The 15,798-nt window shown below is 62.2% G+C and carries 12 protein-coding genes; 3 read left to right on the top strand and 9 right to left on the bottom strand.

Annotated features, from left to right (window positions below):
* Positions 1-12: 12 nt before the first annotated feature.
* Positions 13-780: a coniferyl-alcohol dehydrogenase gene (locus tag HCF10_RS04605; RefSeq protein ID WP_167654965.1), complete on the bottom strand. Its 768-nt coding sequence runs from the start codon at positions 778-780 to the stop codon at positions 13-15.
* 64 nt (positions 781-844) lie between these two features.
* Entirely contained in the window at positions 845-2,320 is a 1,476-nt protein-coding gene (locus HCF10_RS04610) for a benzaldehyde dehydrogenase (RefSeq protein ID WP_029291077.1), read from the bottom strand.
* Positions 2,321-2,601: 281 nt separating this feature from the next.
* Here HCF10_RS04610 and HCF10_RS04615 point away from each other — a divergent pair, with 281 nt between their 5' ends.
* From HCF10_RS04615 to HCF10_RS04625, 3 genes are all read left to right on the top strand, one after another.
* The gene (locus HCF10_RS04615) at positions 2,602-4,386 is read left to right on the top strand and encodes a sigma-54-dependent Fis family transcriptional regulator (RefSeq protein WP_029291076.1); all 1,785 of its coding nucleotides are present in this window, start codon (positions 2,602-2,604) and stop codon (positions 4,384-4,386) included.
* A 235-nt stretch (positions 4,387-4,621) separates the two neighbouring features.
* Positions 4,622-5,662, top strand: a complete 1,041-nt coding sequence (locus tag HCF10_RS04620; RefSeq protein WP_029291075.1) for an aromatic ring-hydroxylating oxygenase subunit alpha — start codon at positions 4,622-4,624, stop codon at positions 5,660-5,662.
* The gene (locus HCF10_RS04625) at positions 5,659-6,609 is read left to right on the top strand and encodes a PDR/VanB family oxidoreductase (RefSeq protein ID WP_104912556.1); all 951 of its coding nucleotides are present in this window, start codon (positions 5,659-5,661) and stop codon (positions 6,607-6,609) included. The genes HCF10_RS04620 and HCF10_RS04625 overlap by 4 nt, the downstream gene beginning before the upstream one ends.
* A 6-nt stretch (positions 6,610-6,615) precedes the next feature.
* On the opposite strand, the gene HCF10_RS04630 is transcribed toward HCF10_RS04625, so the two are convergent.
* The 7 genes from HCF10_RS04630 to HCF10_RS04660 form a co-directional block, all read right to left on the bottom strand.
* A complete protein-coding gene (locus HCF10_RS04630; protein WP_029291073.1) occupies positions 6,616-7,329 on the bottom strand; it encodes a GntR family transcriptional regulator in 714 nt (237 codons plus the stop codon).
* Positions 7,330-7,385: 56 nt separating this feature from the next.
* On the bottom strand, positions 7,386-9,128 hold the full coding sequence (locus tag HCF10_RS04635; protein WP_029291072.1) for an acyl-CoA dehydrogenase: 1,743 nt from the start codon (positions 9,126-9,128) through the stop codon (positions 7,386-7,388).
* A 28-nt stretch (positions 9,129-9,156) separates the two neighbouring features.
* Positions 9,157-10,398, bottom strand: coding sequence for a thiolase family protein (locus tag HCF10_RS04640; protein WP_029291071.1), 1,242 nt, complete (start codon positions 10,396-10,398; stop codon positions 9,157-9,159).
* Complete coding sequence (locus tag HCF10_RS04645; protein WP_029291068.1) at positions 10,395-12,269, bottom strand: feruloyl-CoA synthase; 1,875 nt, start codon at positions 12,267-12,269, stop codon at positions 10,395-10,397. Before HCF10_RS04645 ends, HCF10_RS04640 begins: the two co-directional genes overlap by 4 nt.
* A gap of 62 nt (positions 12,270-12,331) precedes the next feature.
* Positions 12,332-13,780: an aldehyde dehydrogenase gene (locus tag HCF10_RS04650; RefSeq protein ID WP_029291065.1), complete on the bottom strand. Its 1,449-nt coding sequence runs from the start codon at positions 13,778-13,780 to the stop codon at positions 12,332-12,334.
* Positions 13,781-13,856: 76 nt separating this feature from the next.
* Positions 13,857-14,687, bottom strand: a complete 831-nt coding sequence (locus tag HCF10_RS04655) for a p-hydroxycinnamoyl CoA hydratase/lyase (RefSeq protein WP_029291063.1) — start codon at positions 14,685-14,687, stop codon at positions 13,857-13,859.
* Between the two features lie 92 nt (positions 14,688-14,779).
* Positions 14,780-15,706, bottom strand: coding sequence for a LysR family transcriptional regulator (locus HCF10_RS04660; RefSeq protein ID WP_050492688.1), 927 nt, complete (start codon positions 15,704-15,706; stop codon positions 14,780-14,782).
* Between the last annotated feature and the right edge of the window lie 92 nt (positions 15,707-15,798).

Genomic DNA, 15,798 nt, shown 5'->3' on the forward strand with positions numbered 1-15,798 from the left:
CTGGGTCGGGTTTTAGATGTAGGTCGAGGCCAGGCCACCATCGACGGCTAGGTTGACGCCGTTGATCCAGCGCGACTCGTCGGCACACAGAAACGCAATGACCGCCGCTATCTCATCGGCATAACCGGGGCGTTTCATACGATGAGCATCCGCCTGGGTCCGGGCCTCGCCGAGCATGGTCACGAAGTCGCCGAGGATCGGGGTAAACACCGGGCCTGGTGCCACACTGTTCATACGCACCGAGTGCTGCAGAAACCAGGACTGGGCCTGCACATAGTTCCAGACGATCAGCGCTTCCTTGAAATACTGGTAGCAGGTCTCGTCTGGCACTGCGTGTTCGGCCAGCCAGGCTTGCGCTTGCGCAAAGTCTTCAATGTTCGCCAACGCCTTGTGCAGCGCCAGGCGTTGCGGCCAGTCTGCACCGAGGATCGAGGCGATATTGACAATGCTGCCGCCAGCCGTTATGCGCGGCAGCAGTGCACTGCTCAGGTGACGCAAGCCCAGGTAGTTGACCTGCGCCAGCAATTGCGGGTCTGCCGTGCCCGGGACCCCGGCGATATTGCACAGGCTGTCGATCCTTTCCGGTAACTGTGCCAACAGTCGGTCGATGCTCTCGGCACTGCTCAGATCACCCTGGACAAACCCGTCCAGGGTCATGAACGGAGCCTTAAGGTCCACACCAATCACCTGAGCACCGTGAGCGCGCAACAGGCTTGCAGTGGCCGCGCCAATACCTGAGGAAACCCCGGTTACCAGCACAATCTTGTTGTCGAGTTTCATGTTGTGTCCTCTTATTATTCTTGTGTCATCGCCTGGCCGATCGCACGCCTCGGCCCTCACCTCATCAAAACGGGTAGCGCGGGGCGGTATCCTTGATCGTGACCCATTGCCATTGGGTGTATTCATCCCAGTCGGCTGGGCCGCCAATGCTGCCGCCATTCCCTGAACTGCCACGCCCACCGAATGGATTGACGCATTCGTCGGCCACTGTTTGATCGTTGATGTGCAGCAGGCCGCAATTGAGCCGCTCACCTATCGCCATGGCACGCCCAACCGAAGGCGAGATGATCGCCGCGGCCAAGCCATACTCGGTGCGATTGGCCAACTCGATGGCCTCTGCGTCACTGGTAAAACTCACCACCGTGGCCACCGGGCCGAAGATCTCATCGTCGAATGCGCGCATGCCGGGGCGCACGCCAGAAAGCACCGTAGGTTGGTAGAAGAGCTGTTCAAACTCGCCGCCGGCTTCCAACGTTGCTCCGGAGCTCACACTCTGCGTGACGATTTCATGCACACGCTGCAACTGTCGCTTGTTAATCAACGGCCCTAAAACCGCTTCGCCACGAGCGGCATTGCCGACTGTCATGGCCCGCGCCTTCTCTGTCAGCCTGTGGACCATTGCTTCTGCGATCGACTCATGGACCAGAATGCGTCCGGTGGCCATGCAGACTTGCCCCTGATGCAACCAGGCGCCCCAGGCGGCATTGCTCGCCGCCAGCTCAAGGTCGGCGTCTTCGAGCACGATCAACGAATTCTTGCCGCCCAACTCAAGGGCCACTTTCTTCAAGTGACGCCCCGCCACCTCCGCGACCTTGCGACCCGCAGCGGTGGAGCCGGTGAACGCAATCATCCGCACATGAGGGTCACGGCACATGGCCTCGCCGGCCGCAGCAGCACCCGGCAACACCTGCAACAGGCCCTGGGGCAAGCCTGCTGCTTCGAACAATCGAGCAATGATGAAACCACCACTGACCGGGGTTTGCGGGTCGGGCTTGAGTACCACCGCATTGCCGGCTGCGAGCGCCGGCGCCACCGAGCGTATGGACAGTACCAGGGGAAAGTTGAACGGCGAGATCACACCGACCACGCCATGGGGCAACCGGCGCGCGTAAGACAACCTACCAGCTTCGCTCGGAAGGACCAGACCATGAGCCTGCGACAACATCGCGGCGGCCTGATGCAGCAGTACGATCGCTTCGCGAACCTCGTGCTCGCCCTTGAACAGGCTGCCGCCACTCTCCCTGGCGACGTACAGCGCCAGTTCGGCGAAGTGTTGCTCGGCCAATGCGCCGGCCTTGCGAAAAATCACTGCGCGCTCGCGTGGTCCCAATGCTGCCCAAGCGGGTTGAACACGGGCAGCATTCAGGCTGGCAAACGCAATATCTGCCGCATCGGCCAACCCGGTGACGGTCAGCACTTCGCCGGTGGCCGGCTCATGCACGGTATTGCTACCACCTAACGGACGAATCCAGTCGCCGTTGAAAACACGATCACACCACAACGCGTCTTGAAGAAAACTAGAGGGTTCACTGACCGACATTTAGGCCTCCCGGCTCTTGTACTTGTTATCGTCCATCACCGCCTTCTGAAAGCGGTGAAGTCATGCAAGCAATAGAGCAAGGCGTATGCCGACTTTCTTGAGCGCTTGATTTTTTTCTGACGGAGGCTCTATTCCGCGACATGACGCGCAGCAACCCGAGACAGGGTGACGGTTTCGATGCCCCTCGCCAGCCCGGCACTTGTTCAAATGATAAAGTTATGATTAATAACTGTTCTGGCAGTTAATCATTTCGATCACTCAATGTGCTCAGGGGCAGAACAATGAATAATCCCCAATTACTGTTTGCCGATCTTGCTGGGCGAGAGAAGGATTTTTTGCCTCGTGGCGACAGCACCCAACTGGTCGAGGGCAACTCACCGACCCTGGCCGAACTGACCGAATGCTTGTTCTTCTCCCCGGTCGACGGGCGCATCTGGCTTAACGATCAACGCATGCTGCTGTTGCACAGTTCATCCTTCGGCGCGCTACGCAGAGAAATCATCGAGCGCCAGGGACTGGAACAAACCCGTGGCCTGTTTACGCGCACCGGCTACCTGTCTGGCGCACGCGATGCGCGATTGATTCGTGAGCGTTGGCCGAACGCCGATGCGGCAGCGATTTTCTCGGCCGGCACCCGCCTGCATACGCTCGAGGGCATGACCAAGGTTGAACCCGTGCACTTCAAGTTCGACGCCGACTCAGGCTTCTACGAGGGTGAGTTCCTCTGGCATCACTCCTGCGAGGCTGACGAACACATCGCCGCCTACGGAATCGGCCAGGACCCGGTGTGCTGGACCGAACTGGGGTATGCCATCGGTTATGTCAGCGGGCTGTTCGGCCGTCTGGTGATCTTCCGTGAAACCGAATGCCGGGGCATGGGCCACGAGACCTGCCGAGTGGTCGGCAAGACCGCCGAACAGTGGGGCGATGTTGAACAGGATTTGAGTTATCTCACCGCTTCGCCATCAAGCGTCGTTCCCAGGCAGCGTTCAGCACCAGCACCTGCCCCCGATGACGACAGCGAAATGCCTGTCGGGCCAAAACCTATTGGAGCCAGCGCAGCCTTCAATGCCGCCACCCTCGCCTTGCAGCGTGTGGCGCCTACCCCCGCTACGGTACTGTTCAGCGGTGAATCCGGGGTCGGCAAGGAGCTATTTGCCCGCCAATTGCATCAGTACAGCCCGCGTCATCAAGCGCCCTTCGTAGCCCTCAACTGTGCCGCGATCCCGGACAACCTAATCGAGGCGGAGCTATTCGGTGTCGAACGCGGCGCCTATACCGGTGCCACCCATTCGCGCCCCGGGCGCTTCGAACGGGCTCATGGCGGCACCCTGTTTCTCGATGAAGTCGCCAGCCTCAGCTTGCCGGGCCAGGGAAAGCTGCTGCGGGCATTGCAGGAGCGCGAGATAGAACGAGTTGGTGGTGGTCACCCCATCAGGGTCGATGTGCGGGTGGTGGCGGCAACCAATATCGACCTGCGCAAAGCGGTAGCGACTGGTGACTTTCGCGAGGACCTGTTCTACCGCTTGAACGTCTTCCCCATCACCCTGCCGCCACTGCGTGAACGACGCGACGACATCCCGTTACTGGTCAACGCGTTCCTGCGGCGCTTCTGCCAGGACTACGCGCGCAAACCCGCCGGGCTGACCATGCGGGCGCTAAAGGCATTGCTACGCTACGACTTCCCCGGCAACGTGCGGGAACTGCAAAACCTGGTAGAACGCGGTCTGATCGCCAGCGAGGATGGTCAAGCCATCGACCTCGTCCACCTGTTTCGCAATGAACCGATACCACAGGAGCTGTACTCGCTGGACGACAAGGGTAGTCTCGCCGCCATCGACCAGAGTCCCCCCAGCGCACAGCCTCGCCCGGCCCTGCTGGAAACCTTGACCCGGCTGGAGCAAAGCTTCTCCATTGAAGGCCTAGAGTCGCGCTTGATCGACGAAGCGTTGCAACAGAGCGAAGGCAATCTGGCTGCGGCTGCACGAGTGCTGGGGTTGAGTCGTGCGCAGTTCGCGTATCGACTGAAGAAGTACCACCAAGCCTCGCCAGAGCAGCCATCCTGAAGCGTAAAACCCTCGATGTTCATCCGCACAAAAAAAACCGAGACTCCCTGGTAGTTTTTACATGAGCTACATCAATGGATCCATTATGAAGCCTCAAAAATATCTTAGTTGAAAAAACAGACATTATCGCGTGATAATCGCGATTAAATCGATTCTCTAAGATTGACTTGCAGTAAGCGTCATCGCTTAATGGATCCATTAAAAAACAAAAACAAGCACTACCTAGAGGTCTCTTATGTACCCAAAAAATACCTGGTATGTCGCCTGCACCCCCGATGAAATTTCGCAAAAACCCCTGGGCCGACAGATCTGCGGCGAAAAAATGGTGTTTTATCGTGGCCAGGAAGACGTCGTGGTGGCGGTGGAGGACTTCTGCCCGCATCGCGGCGCGCCGCTGTCGCTGGGTTATGTCGAAAACGGCAACTTAGTGTGCGGTTATCACGGCCTGGTGATGGGGGGCGATGGCAAGACCGTCGACATGCCCGGCCAGCGGGTGCGCGGCTTTCCCTGCAACAAAACCTTTGCCACCGTTGAGCGCTATGGCTTTATCTGGGTGTGGCCGGGTGATCAGGCCTTGGCCGACCCCGCGCTGATCCACCATCTGGAATGGGCCGTGAGTGATGAGTGGGCGTACGGCGGCGGGTTGTTTGATATCCAGTGCGATTACCGCTTGATGATCGATAACCTGATGGACCTGACCCACGAAACCTACGTGCACGCCTCCAGCATCGGCCAGAAGGAAATCGACGAAGCGCCGCCGGTCACTACGGTGCAAGGTGACGAAGTAGTCACCGCCCGGCATATGGAAAACATCATGGCCCCGCCGTTCTGGCGCATGGCTTTGCGCGGCAACAACCTGGCCGATGACGTACCAGTGGACCGCTGGCAGATCTGCCGCTTCACCCCACCCAGCCATGTACTGATCGAAGTCGGCGTGGCCCATGCTGGCAAGGGCGGCTATAACGCCGCGCCCGAACACAAGGCCGCGAGCATCGTGGTCGACTTCATCACGCCGCAAACCGATACCTCGATCTGGTACTTCTGGGGCATGGCGCGCAACTTCAACCCGCAGGATGAGGCGTTGACCGCCAGTATTCGTGAAGGCCAGGGCAAGATTTTCAGCGAAGACCTGGAGATGCTCGAACGCCAACAACAGAACTTGCTGGCCCACCCGACGCGCAACCTGCTCAAGTTGAATATCGATGCCGGCGGCGTGCAGTCGCGCAAGATTCTCGAGCGCCTGATCGCCCGGGAACGCGCTGGAGAACCGACATGATTGAGGTCGTAGTGACGTCCCGCACCACTGAAGCCCAGGACATTTGCAGCTATGAACTGGCCAGCGTCGATGGCAACCCGCTGCCGCCCTTCAGTGCCGGTGCGCATATTGACGTGCACCTGCCGGACGGGCTGATCCGCCAGTATTCCCTGTGCAATCACCCGGAGGAACGGCATCGCTACCTGATCGGCGTGCTCAAAGACCCCGCCTCACGGGGCGGTTCCAACAGTCTGCACGCACAGGTGCACGCGGGCACTCGCCTGACCATCAGCGAACCGCGCAACCTGTTCCACCTGGCCCACGAAGCACGGCGCAGCTTGCTGTTTGCCGGCGGCATCGGCATCACCCCGATCCTGTGCATGGCCGAACGCCTGGCCCAGACGGGCGCCGACTTCGAACTGCATTACTGCGCCCGCGCCAGTGAGCGTGCGGCGTTTGTGCAGCGCCTCAAGGATTCCGCGTTTGCCGAACGGGTCTTCCTGCATTTCGACGAGCAACCCGAAACGGCGCTGAATGCCGCCCAGGTGCTGGCGACGCCGGCCGGCGACATGCACCTTTACGTCTGCGGCCCGGGTGGGTTCATGCAGCATGTACTCGACAGTGCGCGGGCGCTGGGCTGGCAGGAGAACTGCCTGCACCGCGAATACTTCGCGGCGGCGCCGGTGGACAGCAGCCTCGACGGCGGGTTTTCGGTGAAAGTCAGCAGTAGCGGCCAGGTCTTCGAGATTCCCGCCGACAAAAGCGTGGTGCAGGTCCTGGAAAGCCACGGCATCGAGATTGCCGTGTCCTGCGAACAAGGGATTTGCGGCACCTGCCTGACCCGTGTACTGGAAGGCATACCGGAACACCGCGACCTGTTCCTCACCGAGCAGGAACAAGCCCTGAATGACCAATTCACACCCTGCTGCTCGCGCTCGAAAACGCCCTTGCTGGTGCTTGATATCTGAACCGCGTCACGACGCGGGCAAGATCACCTTCATGCGCGCGTCGGCGGTGGCTGCGCTGAAGATTTCGGCGTAGCGCAGGGTCGCGTTGGCATGCTCACGCATGATCGCTTCAGCCCGCGCGCCCTGGCGACTGACCAACGCGTCGAAGACCGAATGGTGTTGCATGTGGGCATAGTTGAAGCGCCGGTACTCGCGGGCCATGTCCTCGCGATCTATCGCCAGCGCGGTCACCGACGCGAATGGCAGGTGATCATTGCGTGCCAGCGCATCGGCGATTGCCGGGTTGTGGCTGCCTTCGACGATGACCTGGTGAAAGCGCATGTTCAGGTCGTGATAGACCTCAAGGTCGTCCTCGGTGACGTAGCCCTTTTCGAACAATTGATCACCTTCCACCAGGCAGCGCTCCAGCGTCGCACGCGCCTCGGCGGACAACCCCTGTTCGGCGGCCTGACGCGCCGCCAGGCCTTCGAGCACGCCGCGCACTTCGACGGCACCGGCGATATCGCTGGGGCTGACCGAACGCACTTGATAGCCGCGCCCGCCAAACGGCACCAGCAGCCCTTCTTGTTCAAGGGTTCGGAACGCCATGCGCACGGGCATGCGCGACACCCCGAACAGTTGCGCCGTAGGAATCTCCATAAGGCGCTCCCCCGCCACCAACTCTCCGCTGGCAATCATCTTGCGCAGTGCAACCAGCACCAATTGACCAGGCTTACTCATCCAGGCAACTTCCAGAAAACGTGGGTTGCCATAGTACCGCAAGCACCTGGGCGCCGTCAGATGAACGCCAGCGCTGCGCGTGCGCCGTCTATGGCGCCCAGGTGCTGCGCCAGCCGGGACGGCAGGTAATCGAAAAAGAACCCGGCGCTTTGCAGCTTGGCGGCACGCAATGGATCCTCTTCAGGCAATGCCCTCGACACCCGCGCCGCGCGCGCCCAGGCAAAGGCCAGCAACGCCACGCCACACAGCTGGAGAAAATCCGGTGCCGCCCGATAGGGGTATTCACTGTCTTCGTGCGCATGTTCACGTATGGCGCTCACCACATTGGCCAGTGAATCGCACAGGCTGCCCAACGCGCGGGCGAACCCTGCGCATTCGCCGTACTGGCCGCCCTGCGCAGCCTCGGCGCGCAGCTCGGCCAGCAGCAGGCCAAAGGCGCGGCCCTCATCCCCCAGCACTTTGCGCAGCAACAAGTCATTGGCCTGGATCTCATTACTGCCCTCGTAGATCATCGCGATGCGACTGTCCCGCAGGGTTTGTTCGATGGCGAACTCAGCGACGTAGCCGTAACCGCCAAACACCTGCAGCGCATTGCTGGCCTGGCGAAAGCCCTGTTCGGTGAAAAACGCCTTGATGATCGGTGTCAGCAACGGCGCCAACTGGGCGGCCGACGGTTCCTGATCATGCTCGGCCTGATCAAGCAGGTGCGCCGCCCAATAGCCAATAGCGCGCATGCCCTCGCTGGTGGTGCGCAGCTCCAGCAACACGCGGCGCATGGCCGGGTGGTAGCGGATTGGATCAGCGGCCTGGGCCACCACTTCTTGCGGCCTTGACGGCGCACGCATTTGCACGCGCTCGGCGGCGTACTGCCGGGCGTTCTGCCAAGCCGCCTCGACATGCCCGAGGCCTTGCAGACCGACATGCAGGCGCGCCGAATTCATCATCACAAACATCGCCGCCAGACCGCGATTGGCGTCGCCGACCAGCCAACCTTGGGCGGCGTCGAACACCAGGGAGCAGGTGGCGCTGCCCTTGATCCCCATCTTGTGTTCGATGCCATCGCACCGCACGCCATTGGCCTGGCCATCGTCGAGTTGCTTGGGCACCAGGAACAGTGAAATGCCACGACTGCCCGGCGGCGCATCGGGCAGGCGCGCCAGCACCAGGTGCAGGATGTTGACCGTGAGGTCGTGCTCGCCGCCTGAAATAAACAGCTTGCTGCCGCTCAAGCGATAACTGCCATCTGCCTGGGGTTCAGCGCGACAGCGCAGCAAACCGACATCGCTGCCGGCCTGGGACTCGGTCAGGCACATGGTGGGCAAGGCCTGGCCACTGACAATGTCGGGCAGGTAGCGCGCCTGCAACCAGGGGGCGGCGTGAGTCTTGAGGCACAGGTAGGCGCCGTGAGCAATGCCGGTGTACATGGCCCAGGCATGGTTGCTGGCGTAGAGCATTTCTTGCAATGCCGCGTCGAGCAGTTGCGGCAAGCCCTGCCCGCCCAGTGCCTCGGTGCAGGCCAGTGCCGGCCAGCCACCCTTGACATAGGCCCGATAGGCCTCGACAAAGCCGTCGGGGGTGCTGACCTGGCCAGCCTGCCAGCGACAGCCCTGGCGATCACCCTGGCTGTTCAACGGCGCCAGCACGCTCTGGCTGAAGCGTGCCGCCTCCTCCAGCACCTGTGCCGCCAGCGGCAGGTCGAGGGCTTCGAACGCCGGGTTGCACTGCCAGGTGCCTGGCGCCTGCAACCAGTGTTCAAGGACAAATTGCATATCGCGCAGCGGCGCCTCATAGCTCCACATCGGGACACCTCATCGACTAAAAAAACCATCAAGCGCGGTAGACAGGATTCTCGATCAGCAACGCCATGCCCTGCCCGCCGCCCACACACGCCGCGGCAATCCCGTAGCGCAGGTTGTGCTGACGCAGTTGTCGAGCCAGGGTCATCACCAGGCGCAGGCCGGTGGCGGCCAGTGGATGCCCCAGCGCCAGCGAGCCGCCCTGGACGTTGAGGCGGGTGCTGTCCAGCTCCAGTTCATGGGCCACTGCGAGCACCTGGGCGGCCTGGGCCTCGTTGATCTCGAAGCGGCCAATGTCGCCCAGGTTCAACCCGCTGCGTTGCAGCAGCAGACGGATCGCCGACGCCGGGCCGATGCCCATGAATTCGGGGGCCACACCGACCACCGCGCTGGCCAGCAGCCGGGCCAGGGGCGCACGCGTGCAGGCCGAGGCACGCCCCACCAGCGCCGCCGCTGCGCCATCGACCACTGCGCAACTGTTGCCGGCGGTTTGCACGCCGCCTGGATGCACGGCGCGCAAGCGTGCCAGGGCCGCAAGATCGGTGGGCCGTGGGTGGCTGTCCTCACTGACGGCGCTGGCCCGACGTGCCAGGCTGATGCCTCTGGGCTGATACCCCTCAAGCTCGAACACCTGGTTATCGACCGTCACGATTTCTTCAGCCCACGCGCCATCACGCTGCGCCTGCAAGGCGCGCTGGTGGCTGTCGCAGGCGTGGCGATCCACGGCCTTGCGGCTCAGGCCATAACGGCGCGCCAGGTTGTCGGCGGTGGCGATCATGTCCAGGCCCGGGGCCGGGTCGTACAGGGCCTCCCAAAGAAAATCCTTGAATTGCACCTCGCCACCGAGTCGAAACCCATCACGATGGGTGTAGGCAGCAATCGGGTTGCGCGACATGGATTCACTGGCCACGCACAGGGCCAGCTCCACCTCGTCGCGCACCTGTTCAGCGGCTTGGCGCAACAGCTCGAAACCGGTGGCGCAGATGCGCTGCACCCCCAGTGCCGGGACCGCTTGCGCCACACCGCTGTACAGGCCGATATGCCGTGGCAGCAAGTAGGCATCAAAGCTGGCCTGGGCCATGGAACCGGCCAGTACGCTGTCCACCGACTGTGGGTCGATGCCGGCCCGGGCCAGTACTTCACGGCCAACCTTGATCCCCAAATCGATAGGCGACACCTGGGACAACGCGCCCCCGAGGTCGACCCAAGGGGTGCGCACCGCCGCGAAAATCGCCGCATCGGCAAACGCCGAATACTGCCCGGCGCGGCTCAAGGCTTGGGCCCGGCACGCAGAATCGTGGGCTCCTCACCGCGATACAGCGCCTCGACCTTGGCCGCACGCCATTGCAGCACTGCGCGCTGGTTGATCGAGCCTTTGTCGGTGATTTCGCCACGGTCGATGGACGCCGGCTCGTCGAGCAAGGCAATCCATTCCAGGCGACTGGCATTGCCCGTGGCCTCGCGATTGAGGCGCTGCAACCAGTCGCCGAACCACTGGCGTACCGGCACGCTGCCGAGCACTTCAGCGTCGCTGGCATCGGCGTTCAAACCCGCCAGCCGACGACATTCGTAGAGCCTGGGGAACACCAACGCGCCCAGGCATTCGCGGTCGGGCGCGGCAACCACCAGATCCTGCACATAGGGCGAGCCGTCGAGCACGGCGCGATTGCGCAACGGCCCGACACTGACAAACACCCCGGAGGACAGCTTGAAATCCTCGGCAATTCGCCCGTCGAACATCAGGCCCAATTGCGGCTGCTGGGGGTCAGCGAGCTTGATCGCGTCACCCGAGCAGTAGAAGCCCTGCTCGTCGAACACCTCGGCGGTTTGCTCGGGCGCCCGCCAGTACCCTGGCATGATATGCGGGCCGCGAAAACGCCCTTCGAATTTGCCGTCCACCGGCACCAGGCGCACCTCGCAGCCCGGCGCTGGCAAGCCGATATAACCGGCCATCGACAACGGCCCGGTGGTGAACGTGCAGGACGGTGCGGCTTCGGTCATGCCCAGCCCGGCCATCATGCGGATGCGTTCGCCGCAATGCAGTTCGGCCACACGGTCGAGGCGATCCCAGATACTCTGCGACAAGCCAGCGGCGGCGAAGAAGAACAATTTCATTCGCGCAAAAAACCGTTCGCGCAACTCGGCGTCCTGTTCCAGGGCGTTGACCAACTCTTCCCAGCCCTTGGGCACCGTCAGGTAGGCGGTGGGCGAAATTTCCTTGAGATTGCGCAACGTCTCGGCAATCCCCTGCACAGTGGGTTTGCCATCGTCGAGGTAAAAGGTGCCACCGTTGTAGAGCACGATGCCGACGTTGTGGCTGCCGCCAAACGTGTGGTTCCACGGCAACCAGTCCACCAGCACCGGCGGCTCCTCGCCAAACACCGGAAACGTCTGCAACAGCATTTGCTGGTTGGCGCAGAGCATGCGCTGGGTGGTGACCACCGCCTTGGGTAATTTAGTCGACCCTGAGGTGAAGAGAAACTTGGCGATACTGTCGGGACCGGTGGCGTTGAAAGCCGCTTCGGCCTGCGCGCCAGCGGGCGTTTGCAACAGGCTCGCAAAGCCGACCTGCGTGCGCCCAAGCAACTGGCCGCGCACGCTGATCAGCGGCGTCTCGGCCGGCAACACCGCCTCGATTGCGCGCTGGAAAGCCGTTGCGTCGCTGACAAACACCAACCCCGGTTGCAGCAGGTCGCACACATGCCGCAGCTTGGCAAAATCCTGGGACAACAACGAATAGGCCGGCGACACCGGGCAGTAAGGAATACCGGCGTACATGGCCCCAAGGGCCACCTGCAAATGCTCGATGTCGTTGCCCGACAGCAAGGCCAGCGGCTTGTGCGCCGACAGTCCGTAACTCAGCAAACCCTGGGCAATCGCGCGCACACTGTCGAGCATCTCGCGGTAGCTGACGCGACGCCAATCACCGCCGGCCTGGCGGGCCGCGATAAACGTCTGCTCGGGCCGCACCTGGGCCCAATGCACCAGACGATCGAGCAAGCGCCCCGGCAACTCGGCCAGGGGTTCCAGGGAGCGCATATGCAGCACGCCCTGTTCTTCAGTGACCGACACCGGGGCGTGGCCGATGGAGACCTCGCGGTATCGCGGAGCGGGCTGGGGTTGCGGTCGAAATTCGGAACTCACAAGGATGTCCTCCAGCAAGGCGGATCACTGCCGCCTTGTTATTGTTATGTCGCGGCGGCGGCTCAGATCGGGTAATGCCGTGGCCCGTTCTGCAAGGTCACCCAGCGCAATTGCGTGAAGTGCTCGATCGAGGCTTTGCCGCCAAAGCTGCCGTAGCCGCTGGACTTGACCCCGCCAAACGGCATCTGCGCCTCGTCATGCACGGTCGGGCCGTTGATATGGCAAATGCCCGACTCCACCCGCTGCGCCAGGGCCAGTGCGCGCCCGGTGTCACGGCTGAAGATCGCCGCCGACAGGCCGAACTCCGAGTCGTTGGCCAGGCGCAGCAATGCTTCATCCCCGTCGCCGCGCAGCAGCACCGCCACCGGGCCGAAGGACTCTTCGCGGTACAAGCGCATGTGTTCGGTGACGCCATCGATCAGGGTCGGCTGCAGGATGCTGCCGTCCAGTTGGCCGCCCACTACCAACCGTGCACCCTTGGCCAGGGCATCGTCGATCAAGGCTTTGATGCGCGTACCGGCGCTGGCGTCCACCAGCGAACCGAGTATCGAATCCGCCGCGCCAGGGTCGCCCGCACGCAGGGTCGCTACTTTGGCCGCCAGCTTGGCGGTGAATGCATCGGCGACCTTGGCATCGACAATCAGGCGTTCGGTCGACATGCAAATCTGGCCCTGGTTGAAATACGCACCAAAGGCCGCCGCCGCGACTGCAGCGTCGAGGTCGGCGTCGTCGAGTACCAGCAACGGCGCCTTGCCGCCTAACTCGAGCAGGGCTGGCTTAAGGTGACGTGCCGAGAGTTCGCCGACAATCCGCCCGACATGGGTCGAGCCGGTGAAGTTGACCCGGCGCACGGCCGGGTTGGCGATCAGCCGTTCGACAATCGCCGCTGCATCCGCCGGAGCGTTGCTGATGACGTTGACCACGCCATCGCCCAGACCGGCGTCCTGCAAGACCTGGCCGATCAGGCGGTGCACTGCCGGGCTCAGCTCCGAGGCCTTGAGCACCACGGTATTGCCGCACGCGAGCGGCATGGCAATGGCGCGGGTGGCGAGGATCACCGGGGCATTCCACGGCGCAATGCCCAGCACCACGCCGCAGGGCTGACGCAGGGCCATGGCGAAACTGCCGGGCACATCGGAAGGGATGACATCGCCGGTGATCTGGGTGGTCATCGACGCCGCTTCGCGCAGAATGTTGGCCGCCAGGCGCACGTTAAAGCCATACCAGTTGGCCATGGCGCCGGTCTCGCCGGCGGCCGCGATAAATTCATCGCTGCGCGCCTGTAACTGCTCGGCTGCCTTGAGCAGCCGAGTGCGGCGTTCGTTGGGCGCCAGCGCTGCCCAGGCGGGGAACGCGGCCTGGGCAGCGGCCACGGCGGCGTCGGCATCTTCCAGGGTAGCGGCGGCGACCCGCGAGACCACTTCACCGGTCACCGGGTTGCGACGCTCGAAGGTTCGGCCGTCGCGTGCGGGGCACGACTGGCCGCCGATCAACAGGGGCACGTCCAGCATGGTGATTCCTCTTTATTGTCTTTATCGGGAATACGTTCAAGCAGGGTCCAGCGGCGCGGCCAGGCGGCCGCGCTCTTCAGCGTTTATACGCCTGCAAGCCAGGCTTGATGCTCTTGTCGTCAAGGAACTGCTTCATGCCCTGCTCGCGGCCGCCTTCGGTGTCGAGCAGGCGTGACTGATCGAGCTTGGCGTAGAGGTAATCCTCGTTCTGCTCCCAGGTCAGTTCGCGGCAACGCTTGAAGCCATGCTTGGCGGCACGCAGCACCACCGGGTTTTTCTCCAGCAGATTGCGCGCCAGTTCGATGGTCACTTCGCGCAATTGGGCCAGCGGCACGCTTTCGTTGACCAGGCCCATTTCAGCGGCTTTCTGCCCGCCAAAGGTCTTGCCAGTCATGATGTAGTACAGCGATTGGCGATGGCCCACGGTGTCGGCCATGGCCTTGCTCACCAGGTTACCCGGTGGGATGCCCCAGTTGATTTCCGAGAGGCCGAAGGTCGCCTCATCGGCGCAGATAGCCAAGTCGCACGCCACCAGCGGGCTGAAGCCACCACCGAAGCACCAGCCATTGACCATGGCGATCGTCGGCTTGGCGTACATGCGCAGCAATTTCCACTGCCATTGCGAGGCTTCGCGGCGGATTTTTTCCTGGAGGATTTCCGGGCCGGCATCCACTTCGCGAAAGTATTCCTTGAGGTCCATGCCGGCGGTCCAAGCCTCGCCCGCACCGGTCAGCACCAGCACCCCGGCGTCCGGATCCTGTTCCAGGGTCTCCAGTACGTCGATCATTTCGCGGTTCAGGGTCGGGCTCATGGCATTGCGTTTTTCCGGGCGGTTGAGAATGACCCAGGCGATGCCTTGCTCGATCTCGACCTTGACGGTGGTCCAGCGGCCTTCGTAGTTGCTCATGACGGTTGCTCTCTTATTGTTCGTTTGAAGATGAACAAAAACTAACCGGCAAAAATAGTTATGTCAATTAACTGTTAATTAAATTAAGCAAATTAGATGTGTTCAGCGGGAGAGAAATCACTGAGCAGTTCGATGAATGACTGCCGCAACCAGCGACTGGCCGGGTCGTGATGAAAGCGCGTGTGCCAGTAGAGGTGGATGTCGTAGCCGCAGATATCCCAGGGCAGCGGGACCAGGCGGACATCGGTGATTTCGGCAAAGCGCCGCCCGACGGCCAGGGGTACCGTGGCGATCATGTCGGACTCGGCCACCAGGAACGGCACACCCATGAATCGCGGCAGGCTGAAACGCACCTGTCGCGTGATGCCATGCGTTGCCAGCTGCCGGTCCAGCACACCCATGCCGCGCCCGTCGGCCTGGACCGCGACGTGCACCGCGCTCTGGTATTGCTCGGCACTCATGCTGTCGCCGATGGTTGGGTGATCACGGCGCACGATGCAGACAAACGAGTGGCTGTAGAGCGCCCGATGGCGGATGGAGGTGTTGAGCAGGCGCGGGAAATAACCGATCGCCGCGTCTACCTCGCCAGCATCCAGGCCCTCTTCCAACTGTTCGGAGGACAAGGCCAGGGTGCGAATCCGCAACTGCGGCGCTTCTCGGTCGAGCATGCGCATCAGCCGGGGCAGGAACACCATTTCGCCGATGTCCGACATGCACAGCACCAACTGTCGCTCGGAGTGCTCGGCGACAAACCCGGTGGACGGCAACACTTCGCTGCTGACCATTTCCAGGATCCGCTGCACCGGCTCGGCGATCTGCAGGGCCCTGGCGGTGGGTTGCATGCCACGGGAGGTTCGGATGAACAACGGGTCGTCGAACAACGTGCGCAACTTGGACAAGGCGAAGCTCATGGCCGGCTGGCTGAGCCCCATGAGATCGCCCGCCAGGGTCACGCTTTGCTTTTTGCGCAACGCATCGAAGACTTTCAGCAGATTGAGGTCGACGTCTTTGATATCCATATTTTGGATTTTATCTATAAGTAAAATAAGGTTTTCGGATTCTAGGTCGAAGCCTAGACTCGGCACAAGATCGCTCAAGTGATCAACTGGAT

The organism is Pseudomonas sp. B14(2022) (assembly GCF_012030485.1).
In the GTDB taxonomy this organism is placed as follows: domain Bacteria; phylum Pseudomonadota; class Gammaproteobacteria; order Pseudomonadales; family Pseudomonadaceae; genus Aquipseudomonas.

What these genes read in the sequence shown, in the direction of transcription:
- HCF10_RS04605 (WP_167654965.1), bottom strand. Translation starts at nt 780, where the DNA reads ATGAAACTCGACAACAAGATTGTGCTGGTAACCGGGGTTTCCTCAGGT.
- HCF10_RS04650 (WP_029291065.1), bottom strand. Translation starts at nt 13,780, where the DNA reads ATGCTGGACGTGCCCCTGTTGATCGGCGGCCAGTCGTGCCCCGCACGC.
- HCF10_RS04660 (WP_050492688.1), bottom strand. Translation starts at nt 15,706, where the DNA reads ATGGATATCAAAGACGTCGACCTCAATCTGCTGAAAGTCTTCGATGCG.
- HCF10_RS04625 (WP_104912556.1), top strand. Translation starts at nt 5,659, where the DNA reads ATGATTGAGGTCGTAGTGACGTCCCGCACCACTGAAGCCCAGGACATT.
- HCF10_RS04620 (WP_029291075.1), top strand. Translation starts at nt 4,622, where the DNA reads ATGTACCCAAAAAATACCTGGTATGTCGCCTGCACCCCCGATGAAATT.
- HCF10_RS04630 (WP_029291073.1), bottom strand. Translation starts at nt 7,329, where the DNA reads ATGAGTAAGCCTGGTCAATTGGTGCTGGTTGCACTGCGCAAGATGATT.
- HCF10_RS04610 (WP_029291077.1), bottom strand. Translation starts at nt 2,320, where the DNA reads ATGTCGGTCAGTGAACCCTCTAGTTTTCTTCAAGACGCGTTGTGGTGT.
- HCF10_RS04655 (WP_029291063.1), bottom strand. Translation starts at nt 14,687, where the DNA reads ATGAGCAACTACGAAGGCCGCTGGACCACCGTCAAGGTCGAGATCGAG.
- HCF10_RS04635 (WP_029291072.1), bottom strand. Translation starts at nt 9,128, where the DNA reads ATGTGGAGCTATGAGGCGCCGCTGCGCGATATGCAATTTGTCCTTGAA.
- HCF10_RS04615 (WP_029291076.1), top strand. Translation starts at nt 2,602, where the DNA reads ATGAATAATCCCCAATTACTGTTTGCCGATCTTGCTGGGCGAGAGAAG.